12 protein-coding genes are annotated in these 12,371 nt (G+C 35.7%); 6 read left to right on the forward strand and 6 right to left on the reverse strand.

All coding sequences use genetic code 11. The features are described from left to right. Positions 1–122: 122 nt before the first annotated feature. From D1Z92_RS03875 to D1Z92_RS03890, 4 genes are all read right to left on the reverse strand, one after another. Positions 123–818: a tryptophan 2,3-dioxygenase family protein gene (locus tag D1Z92_RS03875; protein WP_128894339.1), complete on the reverse strand. Its 696-nt coding sequence runs from the start codon at positions 816–818 to the stop codon at positions 123–125. 31 nt (positions 819–849) lie between these two features. Continuing rightward, positions 850–1,482, reverse strand: coding sequence for an arylformamidase (gene kynB, locus D1Z92_RS03880; protein ID WP_128894340.1), 633 nt, complete (start codon positions 1,480–1,482; stop codon positions 850–852). 133 nt (positions 1,483–1,615) lie between these two features. Beyond that, on the reverse strand, positions 1,616–2,926 hold the full coding sequence (gene kynU / locus D1Z92_RS03885; protein ID WP_128894341.1) for a kynureninase: 1,311 nt from the start codon (positions 2,924–2,926) through the stop codon (positions 1,616–1,618). Between the two features lie 111 nt (positions 2,927–3,037). Further along, a complete protein-coding gene (locus D1Z92_RS03890) occupies positions 3,038–3,694 on the reverse strand; it encodes a methylated-DNA--[protein]-cysteine S-methyltransferase (protein WP_164931444.1) in 657 nt (218 codons plus the stop codon). Positions 3,695–3,878: 184 nt separating this feature from the next. Between D1Z92_RS03890 and D1Z92_RS03895 the strand changes: the two genes are divergently transcribed. After that, positions 3,879–4,535 (forward strand): DJ-1/PfpI family protein, encoded by a 657-nt coding sequence (locus D1Z92_RS03895; RefSeq protein WP_164931445.1) that lies wholly within the window; start codon positions 3,879–3,881, stop codon positions 4,533–4,535. A gap of 83 nt (positions 4,536–4,618) precedes the next feature. Here the strand turns inward: D1Z92_RS03895 and D1Z92_RS03900 are convergent, their stop codons facing one another. Further along, complete coding sequence (locus D1Z92_RS03900) at positions 4,619–5,212, reverse strand: TetR/AcrR family transcriptional regulator (RefSeq protein ID WP_128894343.1); 594 nt, start codon at positions 5,210–5,212, stop codon at positions 4,619–4,621. A 208-nt stretch (positions 5,213–5,420) separates the two neighbouring features. Here D1Z92_RS03900 and D1Z92_RS03905 point away from each other — a divergent pair, with 208 nt between their 5' ends. Next, on the forward strand, positions 5,421–6,074 hold the full coding sequence (locus tag D1Z92_RS03905; RefSeq protein ID WP_128894344.1) for a DUF2306 domain-containing protein: 654 nt from the start codon (positions 5,421–5,423) through the stop codon (positions 6,072–6,074). Between the two features lie 138 nt (positions 6,075–6,212). Here D1Z92_RS03905 and D1Z92_RS03910 read toward each other — a convergent pair whose 3' ends face one another. Next, a complete protein-coding gene (locus tag D1Z92_RS03910) occupies positions 6,213–6,398 on the reverse strand; it encodes an Rpn/YhgA-type helix-turn-helix domain-containing protein (RefSeq protein ID WP_128894345.1) in 186 nt (61 codons plus the stop codon). Between the two features lie 281 nt (positions 6,399–6,679). Here D1Z92_RS03910 and D1Z92_RS03915 point away from each other — a divergent pair, with 281 nt between their 5' ends. The 4 genes from D1Z92_RS03915 to D1Z92_RS17475 all read left to right on the forward strand — a co-directional run. Next, complete coding sequence (locus D1Z92_RS03915) at positions 6,680–9,163, forward strand: outer membrane protein assembly factor BamB family protein (protein WP_128894346.1); 2,484 nt, start codon at positions 6,680–6,682, stop codon at positions 9,161–9,163. A gap of 641 nt (positions 9,164–9,804) precedes the next feature. Continuing rightward, positions 9,805–10,497, forward strand: a complete 693-nt coding sequence (locus D1Z92_RS03920; RefSeq protein ID WP_128894347.1) for a hypothetical protein — start codon at positions 9,805–9,807, stop codon at positions 10,495–10,497. A gap of 348 nt (positions 10,498–10,845) precedes the next feature. Further along, positions 10,846–11,841, forward strand: coding sequence for a hypothetical protein (locus D1Z92_RS03925; RefSeq protein ID WP_128894348.1), 996 nt, complete (start codon positions 10,846–10,848; stop codon positions 11,839–11,841). A 331-nt stretch (positions 11,842–12,172) separates the two neighbouring features. Beyond that, positions 12,173–12,371: hypothetical protein (locus tag D1Z92_RS17475; RefSeq protein ID WP_206099704.1), on the forward strand; the 199-nt coding region annotated here is incomplete at its 3' end.

Here is a 12,371-nt window from a genome sequence, read left to right on the forward strand (position 1 = left end):
ACTCGGTCTTAAAATCTAGTGTATTTGATTTTAGCCATAAAAAAATCCCGTATATAGCAAACATACTTTTTTAAAATGTCTACTGTATACGGGTACATATGCTAGGGATACATATCCCTTTTCTAATCTTCTAATGGCTTGGCATTATAACTGCTGCCCGTGAACTCCGTCAACTCGCAAATCGCTTCCCACAGTTCTGGATAAAACGTTTGACGTACTCCTTTTTCCAACATTTGTGCTGGAATGCCTTTTAAACTTTTGGTTTCCAATCCTATCATGCGTTTTACGATTTGAAGGTGATGATGACGAAAACTTTGAAACCCTTCATCAAATTGTATCAGTGCCTGCATGCATTGAAATAACTGCGGATGTTGCTTGGATTGTTTATGTAATGATAAGGGGGTTAATTCTTCTTGCTTCAACAATGCAGCAAATGGCTTCCACAGTTTTGGTCCTTCTTGTAATATTTGATTAAATCCAGGTGAATCTTGACCGCTCCCTCTTCCTAAAGCTAAGCGAATGGTATGGTAATCCATTGGACTAATGACTTTGACCATGCTAAATACTTGTGGTAAATGATGCACATGCATATGAATACGTTGTAACTGCTGGATGGCTTGGAACACTTGCTGCTGAATCATGCTCTTCTCTGCTAAATCCATGTACTGCAATACTAATTTAAAATGCAGCTCTGCAATTTGATGTACCATTTGAAATGTTAATTCATCTTCACAGCATAGCTCATCATCTGTTTTTTGGAGCTGTAATAACTGCTCTGTTCGAATATATTTTTCATAATCAGATAGTACGTTACTCATGATTATCACTCTCCCATTATGGTTTCATGGTTCAAGAATTTGTTTCGTTCTTTCGCAGTACCGCTCTCACTGGACTTCCATCACCCTCTACCAATGGTAATGGCAAAGCAATCAACTCATATTTTCCTGGATCGACATGTGCTAATTGTACAGACTCCAGAATATGGATATGATGGTTGTGCAGGGCATGATGTGCAGGTAATGTTTTGCTGTCTATCGCATCTACGGAAGGCACGTCAACGCCGATTAACTGTACTCCTTTTTCAGCTAAATATGGTGCAATATCTGGTCTTAAAAATGTGAATTCTGGCGGAAAAACACGCTGATCTTTCCAAGAATCGGTACGAATCAAGAGCCTTGTTACTCCCTCTAAATGTATATGCTTTAAATCTTCTGCTCCAATACTTTCCATATTCAATGCATGAATGACAAGTGCCTCGCCCACATACCTTGCAATGTCTAAGTCGATGACTTTTTGACCATCACCTGAAAAGTGAAACGGAGCGTCAATATGTGTTCCCGTATGTGTGCTCATCGTTACTTTTCCTACGTTAACGGAGCCGCTATCTGCTTTAGTCCAACTTAGTTCAAACGAAAAAGGGGTGTCTCCTGGCCATGTCGGTACGTTTTCCCCTAGTCTTCGTGATATATCTATTAGAGTCATCGTTGTCCCATCTCCTCTTTTCAGTCTAATACTGGGTAATTTGACTTTACGCTGTTTCTCCAACTTATTATCACAATCCACTATCTATACAGCGATGTTCCTTTGCAGAACAGAAAGCAATGCATCAGCTACACTAGGCGATAACTTCTCGCTTATTTTCATATTCTTCATACTCTTTATCCATCATCACTTGCTTCAAACATTGCACTGCATCAAATACTTCACCATAGCTTGTGTACAGCGACACAGGAGCAAGACGAATTACATTCGGTGCGCGAAAATCTGGGATAATCCCTTTTGCTTTCAAACTTTTGCAAATTCTCGCCGCTTCGTCATGTTCCAAACAAACGTGGCCTCCCCTTCTTTCATCTTCTAACGGATTTCCGATGTGGAAGCCGAAGCCTTGTAGTTCATGTTGGATTAAATACATTAAATAAGACGTTATATGTAAAGATTTAGCGCGAATACGTTGTATTGTTGCCTCATGAAACATTTCTAGTGATCCTATTAAAGGGGACATACTCAAAATATGCGGTGTACCAATTTGCATTCCTCCCGCGTGTGGCGCTGGTGTAAACGTATGCTCCATGTCAAATTGCTTTTGCTTATCTGAACCAAACCATCCCGCTAATCCCGGCTGTCTACTAAAATGTTTTTCATGCACAAATAGAGCCCCTACCGCACCGGGCCCGCTATTTAAATATTTATACGTACACCAATACGCAAAATCTACGTTCCAGCTATGAAACTCGTGAGGTATTGCACCAATGGAGTGACAAGCATCAAAACCTACGATCATTCCTAGTTCATGTGCATGGGATGTAATACGCTGAATATCTAGTAATTGCCCACTCCTGTATAGCACTGTTGGTAATACGAGTAGCGCAATCTCTTCCGTCATAGCTCCCATAATATCTTCTTGTGTTATCGTACGACCGTCACGGCTTCTTATCTTCATAAGATGCGATTCAGGATCTAGTCCATGTAATTGCAAATGGCTTTGCAGTGCATAAATATCGGATGGAAAATTCAACTCATCTGCGATGATCTTTGTTCTTTTTCCCTCGGGTCGATAAAACGTAGCTAACAACTGATGCAAATTAGATGTAGTAGAACCTGTGACAACCACTTCATTTTCCTGTGCTCCAACTAACGGAGCCATCTTGTTGCCTAATTTTTCAGATAAATAAAACCAAGGATGATCCCCTTCTGTCCAACCATCAATGCCGAACTGCTTCCAATCTTCTAAAGCATGAAGTAGGGACTTCTCTGCTCGCTTCGAACATAGCCCTAGCGAATTACCATCTAAATAAATGTACCCTTCTTTTACATAAAACTCGTCTCTAAATTTACTTAGCACATCTTGCTGGTCTAATGATTTCGCATAGGACTTAGATAAATCAAAATTTCTTTCCGCAAATAATGAAGTAGACTGTGATTTCATAAGCACCTCCATGTCTAGAAATACAAACTTGTTAAGACAATAAGCCCAGATTAACGTATGTATATATAGTATATTTTATCTAAGCTTATTGCACAAAGCATTTCTTTTACTTCATGATGTGCCGAGGTTTGTTTTCATCATTTTCTTTTCATGCTCTAACAGCCACTTCTTCCTTGTCACTCCTCCAGCGTAACCACCTAATTGACCGTCTGCGTTAATAACGCGATGACAAGGGATAACGATCGCCAATTGATTAGACCCGTTCGCCTGTGCTACTGCTCGGTATGCAGTGGGCTTTCCTAATGCTTCAGCAATTTGTCCATAAGACCTTGTCTCCCCAGTAGGAATGTTCTGCAATTGTTTCCATACTGTTTGCTGAAATGACGTACCTAGTATATAAAAGGGTGCTGTGAACACGTCACATTTCCCTGTGAAATACGCTGTGAGATCATGTTGTATTTGATCTATAGGCTTGGTGCGACCTTGCGTAATGACAGCTTTCATTTTTATGCGAAATCGTTCTACTTCTCTCTCTAGACCTTTACGATCTAAAAATTCTAGTACATATAAATAATGATCATCGGCGATGGCGACCATCGGACCTACACACGTGTCTATCCAACTTGCTTTTAAAATGTTTTCATCTCCTAATTTTGTCGGAGTTGTTCCTATAATGCGATTAAATGCTACACGAAATTCACTTTCAGCTTGATACTGGGACGATAGCTGTGAACTCGTGGCAGTCTGCTCCGATCCAATATGTTTCATTCTCGTTCCCATCCTCTCTTCTTTTAAATTATCTTCTTGCGGTAGAAGCATCCACAGATAAATCTTTGGCTATACTTCTTTTTAAAAATAACTTTAGTATAACAGAATTTTGAAACTATGCTATAATAAACAAAGAGACCGTACGGTTCGGTTTCTAAATTATATGTTAGCAGGAGGAATTGCTATGTTAGTACAAATATCATTATTTGATGGCTTTGACTTGATGGATGCTGTAGGACCTTATGAAATTTTCTGTGCAGCAGAACTTATTTCAGATGGAGCTATACGTGCTGAATTTGTATCAGCGGAAGGAGCTAGAACACTAAAAAGTAGTATCACCAACACCGAAATTTCAGCTAGTGGAATACTGGATCCATCTCTTGCAGATATCATACTCGTACCTGGAGCGGCGGGAAGAACAAGTGGACACAATTCCATAGAAGCTATTTTGCAAAGAGCAGCAAATACAGATTTATCCTCTCTCGTAAAACAATCACTGCATGATCCTAACAAAACCATTGCGACCGTATGCGGAGGGTCTTTGCTCCTTGCTATGAACGGGTTACTTAAGGGACGGTATGCCGTCACCAATCATGGAGGGATGCAAGCATTAGGTGATTTAGGCGCATACCCCATTGACGCAAGAATCGTTGAAAATGGCAATCTAATTAGTAGTGCCGGTGTTACTTCAGGGATAGATTTGGCCATTTATTTAGTTGAAAAATTCGTGGGACCTAAGGTAGCTCACATCGTAGAAAAATTGATGGAGTTCGAACGTAGAGGTTCGGTATGGAAAGATGAAGGGGTTATGCCTCAAAAAGAATTCGTCCAATACTCTTAGTCAAAAAAACACTTCACCATGATGTTTTTTACCGATGACATCTTCACTTCTACCATGTCATCGGTGCATCTATTGTAGAAATATTAGGACACTTTAAACGTATGTAACACATATTGAATATGACGCGAAGTATACTCCACGTGACGTTTATCTTTCGTAAGTCTACTACACAAAATACTGCCTTCCATCGCAGAGAAAATAAACGATGCTGTCTCCCCTATATCGATTTCTGTATTGAACTCACCATCGTCTATCCCTTGTTTCAGCAAGCTTTTTATATACTTTATCATTTGCTTATGTTGCTCTACCGCAGGCTCTCTCAGCACAGGATAAGATGCATCACTTTCCACAGCAGTATTCAAAAACGGGCATCCGCCTTTCATCGGTGGTTCATAGACTGCATCATGATACAAACTGAATATCGACATAATCTTATCTGTCGCAGTCACTTTTGCTTGACCAGCCTCCATGAAACGTTCCCATAACGTTCCACCCATATGTTGAAATGCAGCAGTAGCAATTTCTTCTTTACTAGCGAAACTGCGGTACAACCCACCTTTTGTTAACCCTGTGGCATCCATAATATCCTGCATAGAAGTACCAGCGTATCCTTGTTGGTTGAACAGCTCAGCAGATTTCTCAATAATATGCTTTTTGGTTCTTTCCCCTTTTCGCATGAAAATCATCCTTTCTTATTGACTAATCCCAATATCACACTCTACACAAGATTGTCATGTTTTTCATCATTATTTATTGTACATTCATGTATACTAATAAAAACCAAACCGTACGGTTCAACATATGTTACTGTGATTTAACCAATATCCATCCATATGAAATACATTTATTCGCACAATGTGTGAATAAAAAAAGAGGTTTTTTCTTATGTCATCTTACAAACATTTATATCAAATTATACTAGGGTTTGCAATTACTGCAATAGCATACTCTATTTTCAAAAATTTCATCTACGATCCTGAAGCCTCTGCATTTCTGATCCATAAAACGAACATCAAGCGTCCCATTGACTTCCCCATATGGTTGAATGTGATGTATGTACACGTCGTTTTTGCCTGCATTGCAACGATAACCGGTGCACTTAACTTTTCACAAAACATGTTGCAGAACAAACCAACACTTCACCGATGGATGGGTTACATCTATTTTGCATCCGTGTTTCTCGTTTGTTTAACGTCAGGATATATGGCACCACACACTACGGGCGGGAAAATCACTAGCATTCCTTTTAATGTACTAAACGTCGTTTGGCCAGCTTGGATTGTCATTGCTATAGTAAAAGTGAAAAAGAAGCAAATAAAACAGCATCTTCATTGGATGGTTCGTAGTTACTTTTTTTGTTTTAGTAATGCATTCATTCATATGATTACGTTTGTTGGTTTTCATATCATCAAAGTAGATTTTGAAATAGCATATATGTTTGGGGTCTACGGGGCTATCCTACTATGCGTGATTTTAGCGGAATGCATGATTAGATATGTAGAGGGGAATAAGAAAGAGAAGCTGTCTATGGAGAGTTAGCTTATTGCTCTTGCTTGGGATTTGCCTGCGGGTTCGCAATTGGGGTTGATTTCTATAATATAAAGATAAAAGAGCAACGAAGCCGTTCTATATACTGTCCATTTAAAATGAAATCGTTGTTGTAAACTCGCTTCGTGCTCATATTTTGTTATTTTTTAAGTTCATAATTGCTTTTTCTGAAAGTCCAGTAACTTTTTTAATAATGTTAATATCTATATTTTCATTTAACATATTTTCAGCAGTTTTCAAAATCCCTTTTTCCATTCCTTTTTCCATACCTTTTTCCATTCCTTTTTTCTCGATCGCTTCATAAATTTTATTCATTTCCATCACCTCCAAAAATTCGTTTATTTGTTCATCGGATAAAAATTTATGTGACATGGCTAATATCACTGCCAATATTCTTGATTGCATTTCATCGTTTTTTATTTTTCTAGCTATTTGACTGGAATCAATCACTCTTTCTGAACGTGACTCTGATGTTTTGGTTTATTTTATTATATCATTTTCAAATGCTTTGGATTAGTAAATCTACTATCGCAACTTACCCGCTCATCTCGCGTCTAAATAAACAAAATATTGAAATAAATGGGAGCGTGAGAGGATTGTCACAAAAAACACTATTGCTATTCCCTGTATTTCTTTGCTTGTTACTCCTAACAGCATGCACAGAGGATACAGAGGAAACAAATAAGCAAAAGCAAAATCCTGTACATACGGACACAGATGCGTTAACGCTTAACATTGAAGAAGATCCACTGTTACTTTCCCATGTATCAATGGAATCACTATTGCAGTGGTTTGACCAGTACGATGCCCTCACTCCTTCTGATATCCGAACTGCACTAGGACCACCTCACGATCAATATAACCTTGATTACTTCTATCTCTTTCAATATGATTTTGCCAAACTAGACTACGAACATCAATCACATTGGATTTCTGACGTCCTAGATATGGAAGGATTAAAATCTGGGGACATGAAGTATCAGTTATTGTTGTATTGGGATAAAGAAGACAACCTCCATTCCTATCGTGTGTATTTTTCTGACGAACGTGGTGACATTCAAACTACTATTCATTTTCAAGATGATCTTGCTCTTACTAGCTCCTATTCCCCAGATAACAAAATTGGTTACACATTAAGAGACGAAGAACATTATTTTTCCTTTGAAGTGCCTACTTTCAGTCATCCCTTTCAACCAAAAGAAACATCTGTACCCACAAAAAGTACGGATCTAAGTACATCCGATCTCATCACTGCCAGTAACGATCAATACATCGAAATTAATTTTACGGACTGGATACCAAAATGGTTTGTTCATCGTAATATTGCAACAACAACATCACTTCCTTTAACAGATAGTGTCGTACAGTCATCATCGGATGAAGCAGTCTCTGTTCACTTATACCCTGACGGACCTGCTTATCGTAGTATCCAAACTGGAGAACATGTCATAGCCTATGCACAATATGAGGATTGGATTGCAATACTTGACGATACGATGCCACTCATTCCACACGTCCAATGGATAAGCGCAAATGAATTGCAGCGATTCAACCATATTCCTTCTATTGAAACGTATTTACCCCATGAAGTTTTTGCAATAAGTAAAGCCATGTTGCAACAAGGAAAAGAGATAACTAAAGCAGATATTACCACTTGGTATGGTGCACCATCCATAGTAGAAGATGCTCAAGTTATACATAGAAGTGAGAGACCTCCTCAACCAAGGGAACAATGGAGGTATGAACATGCAACATGGATACTTCTTTTTCAATTTGACGAAACAGGCTTGATGGTAGATTGGAAGTTTCAAGGAAAACATGTGGACAGCGATGCCTTCGCGTTGTTCACTCCTTCTCAAGAAGTGAATTGGTTATGGAGAGTAGAGAGTGACATTAGCTTTAATTCCTTTGTCGAGAAAATGGGGAACACCATACTCGTTGAAGGAGATGACGGTTGGATTAGTGGTCATCATGAACATTCTAATTTATATGCACTGGATGATGCTACTGGAGAATTGTTATGGAAAATAGAAGCAGGTTTCGAATATTATGATTATCATATATCTAACGATCAAGAGCGTATATCTGTATTAACGAGGGTTACCCCTGAAAATGAGTACAAAAACACATTACAAACGTTACATCTCCGCACAGGAGAAGTGCTACATCATAGGGAACTACCCGTAGAAGGTAGAGTCCAATTGTATAGTGGCCATGCAACGTATATGCTTGCAACAACGTTAGAAAATCAAATGAAGATAGCAGTATATGATGATCAAACACATGAGCTTTTATGGGAGAAAACATTAGAACAAAAAGAAATACATGTAGTGAGCAGTGGGCAACAACCGCAACCACTTTATTTATTGAACCAGCAAAAGCAATTTACTGCATTCGATGAAAAAACTGGAGAAGAGGAATGGTCTTTATCCTCCCCCGCATTCACATTACCTTCTTTCGCTTCTCTCATACAACCAGAAAATGCAAGCAAACAATGGTTTATCATGAACGATGGATTAATTCAAATGAATGTAACGACCGGTGAAACGTTAAAAAGCATTTCTCTTCTATCGGGTGTTGTCATAGACTTTACTAGATATCATATTGTGAATGATGATTTCTTAGTGCATATGTTTTTAGAAGACAACGAACATACTGTTACCACTGTGTACTTTATTTCCAGTAATGAAAAGCTGTGGGAAATTACATTAGAAGGAAACAATATGTATTCTCTTAAAGAACAAGTACAACAAAATATATTAACCTTTGTGATCGATGGCATTCTTCATGCTTTTACATTGGAAACAGGAGAATCATTGTGGAAAATTCATTTAGGTAATGGTTTAGATTCTGGACAACTACTCGCTTCAAATAAGGATGTGCTTATCGTATCGGATCATAGTGGGAATGTGTATGTTGTAGACCATACATTAGGAAGAATTGTATATCGCATTCAAGATCAATTCATCAACTACAAGGATGTCGGCATTCCGAATTTTATCGAGTACATAGATGGTGTATTTTACACAGGATCTTCCAACGGTAAATTTGGAAAGATGACGTTACCTAATTACCAATAATGAAGTAACCATGAATACGCTAGATTTTATTTACAGTTGAAGCACAATAACACGTATATAAAAACAGCCAGCAGTCGTCTGCACTAACACTAGACGGTTACTGGCTGTTTTATGATGTAATAAACGATTTACAACGTATTGTAGTATGTGAAGTATGTGTTGCAACTTTGTCATTGATGACAATATAGGTATAAAATTAGTACTAAATACTCATTTACAAAATAAAGGTTAATTTAATATAGTGTACTTAAACTAACTAAAGAAAAGGAATGACTTCATCCATGAATATGCATGCAGATAATGATAGCGCTATTTTATATCAAAGCTTTCACTTGAGAATGATAAAGATTTTATTTTTTCCACTTTTTCATGTTTTATGTATTTTAGCTATTTATGTCTCTTTTGATTTTTCGCTATTAGAAAGTGTGAAAACATCTTATAGTTTCATCTTCAAGGACCCCATTGTAGAGTGGTTTTCAAACTTTGAAACAAGTAGTATGCTATACAATGTTCTTACGGGATTACCTATTATCATACTTATCATATTATATATCATTAATATCCTCATTTTTGTAGGAAATTTATTTAGTCGAACGCCTATACTTATAATAGAGAAAGATAACTTAAAAGCTCCTATTCCGTTGAAAGTAGTGAAACAAGATACGAATGCATTGTTTGCAATTTCTAAAGACAAGGTGAGTGGACAGGCCTTTAATTATCGTTACAAATTTTCAACACAGTGGAAAGCAATTTTAATGTATATGTTTCCATATATACCCTCGTTATATTTATGTTCTTTAAATAGAAATAAACCATTTAATTTTAAACAATATGAGTTACAAAAAAATATAACTTTACTTTATCATCCTGATGCAACTTTAGCTTTCCGATGGGAAAAAGAATTTAAATATCGTTTAAGTCAATTTTTAAATGATGATGGTATACAAGGAGAGGTAGTCCAGCTTGAAAAATCTGAAAAAAGTGATATAGAAAATAAAAAGAATAAATTAATTGAAACAATATGCGTTATCATTTCATTTATTGTATTTTTTATCATGATGAAGGACACTCAGATATTTTATGATGCTTTTCATTCACCTGTACAACCGAATAAAATACAAGGATTGTTTTTTATTATTGCAGCTTCCGGGGGAGGGGCATTAGCAAGATTAATATTTACTGTAAAAGATGCAAAATATTTATATGAAAAATTAAAGCATAAAGAAAAAATAGAATCTAAACATATAAAGCAGTTTTTAATTCATGTAGGTTCAGCGATTGGATTTGGTGTACTGTATTCCATACATCTTTATATTCTTTATATTGTGATGTAATTCCAAAAAAATTTTAGATAACTTCTTAGTACTTTCAATATAGTTCCATCAAAGGGAATGAGCAGATCTATGAATAAGGATAGTAATGTATATATTTTTTGATTTTCTTGAAATATACATTAATGAACTCAGTTTAATCATAAAACAGCCAGTAGTCGTCTGCACTAACACTAGACGGTTAATGGCTGTTTTATGATGTAATAAACGGTTTACATCGTAATGTATCATGCAACTTTGTCATTGATGACAATATAGGTATAAAATTAGTACTAAATACCCATTTACAAAATAAAGGTTAATTTAATATAGTGTAATTAAACTAACTAAAGAAAAGGAATGAAGTCATCCATGAATATGCATACAGATAATGATAGCGCTATTATGTATCAAAGTTTTGAATTGAGAATGATAAAGATTCTAGGTGTTCTGGGTGTCCATACTGTATTTATTTTAAGTATTTATGTCTTTGCTGACATGGAGTTATTAGAAAGTGTGAAGACATTTTATAGCTACTTACTAGTCACCATTGTAGAATGGTTTTCAAATTTTGGAACAAGTAGTTTTCTATACAGTATTCTTATGGGATTGTATATTATCATCCTTATCCTATTTTATATTCCTACTATTCTCAATTTGGTAAGAGATCTTTTTAGTCGTACACCAATACTTATAATAGAAAAAGATACAATAAAAGTTCCTATTCCGTATATGATACGCCCTTATCATATTAAAATTTCAACATTTTATTGGAAAACATTTTTGATGTATATTTTTCCGTATAAACGCTCGTTATATTTTTGTTCTTTAGATAAAAATAAACAATGTATTTTCAAACAATATGAAGATGAGACAAAAAAATATTTAACTTTAGTTCAGCATTCTGATGCAAATTTGGCTTTTTACTCTCGAACAAAGTTTAAGCAACGTTTACGTCAATTTTTAAATGATCATGGTATACAAGGTGAGTTAGTGGAGCTTGAAAAAGCTAAAAAAAGTGATATAGAAAAAAATAAAAAGAATAAATTAATTGAAACAATATGCATTATGGTTTCATTTATACTATTTCTTATCATGATGAAGGACAATCCGATATTTCTTGATGCTTTTCGTACACATGTACAACCAAATAAATTACAAGGACTTTTTTTGATTACTTCAATGTCCGGAGGGTTGTCATTAGCAAGACTAATATTTTCTGTAAAAGATGCAAGATATTTATATAAAAAATTACAACATAAGGAAAAAATAGAATCTAATCATATAAAGCAGTTTTTAATCAATGTAAGTTCAGCGATTGGATTTGGTGTACTGTATTCCATACTGCTTTATATGTTGATGTTTTAGATAACTTCTTAGTACTTTCAATATAGTTCCATCAAAGGGAATGAGCAGATCTATGAATAAGGATAGTAATGTATATATTTTTTGATTTTCTTGAAATATACATTAATGAACTCAGTTTAATCATAAAACAGCCAGTAGTCGTCTGCACTAACACTAGACGGTTAATGGCTGTTTTATGATGTAATAAACGGTTTACATCGTAGTGTATCATGCAACTTTGTCATTGATGCCAATATAGGTATAAAATTAGTACTAAATACTCATTTACAAAATAAAGGTTAGTTTAATATAGTGTAATTAAACTAACTAAAGAAAAGGAATGACTTCATCCATGAATATGCATGCACAAAAAAATAAATCTATACTTTATCAAAGTTTTTTAATGCAATTACCTGTCATTATGTTTATGTTGTTTTTACACGGTATGGCTATTGCTTTCTTAGTTGTTATATTTGAAAATTCATTATTAGAGAGCATAAACACATTTTATTGCTACTTTTTAGTAACGATTACGGAATGGTTTTCAAATT

The sequence above is a fragment of the Longirhabdus pacifica genome (genome assembly GCF_004115085.1).
Classification (GTDB): Bacteria; Bacillota; Bacilli; order Paenibacillales; family DSM-105158; genus Longirhabdus; species Longirhabdus pacifica.

Coding starts and splice junctions, on each gene's coding strand:
- D1Z92_RS03875 (WP_128894339.1), bottom strand. CDS start 818: ATGAGTAACGTACTATCTGATTATGAAAAATATATTCGAACAGAGCAG.
- kynB (WP_128894340.1), bottom strand. CDS start 1,482: ATGACTCTAATAGATATATCACGAAGACTAGGGGAAAACGTACCGACA.
- kynU (WP_128894341.1), bottom strand. CDS start 2,926: ATGAAATCACAGTCTACTTCATTATTTGCGGAAAGAAATTTTGATTTA.
- D1Z92_RS03890 (WP_164931444.1), bottom strand. CDS start 3,694: ATGAAACATATTGGATCGGAGCAGACTGCCACGAGTTCACAGCTATCG.
- D1Z92_RS03895 (WP_164931445.1), top strand. CDS start 3,879: ATGTTAGTACAAATATCATTATTTGATGGCTTTGACTTGATGGATGCT.
- D1Z92_RS03900 (WP_128894343.1), bottom strand. CDS start 5,212: ATGCGAAAAGGGGAAAGAACCAAAAAGCATATTATTGAGAAATCTGCT.
- D1Z92_RS03905 (WP_128894344.1), top strand. CDS start 5,421: ATGTCATCTTACAAACATTTATATCAAATTATACTAGGGTTTGCAATT.
- D1Z92_RS03910 (WP_128894345.1), bottom strand. CDS start 6,398: ATGAATAAAATTTATGAAGCGATCGAGAAAAAAGGAATGGAAAAAGGT.
- D1Z92_RS03925 (WP_128894348.1), top strand. CDS start 10,846: ATGAATATGCATACAGATAATGATAGCGCTATTATGTATCAAAGTTTT.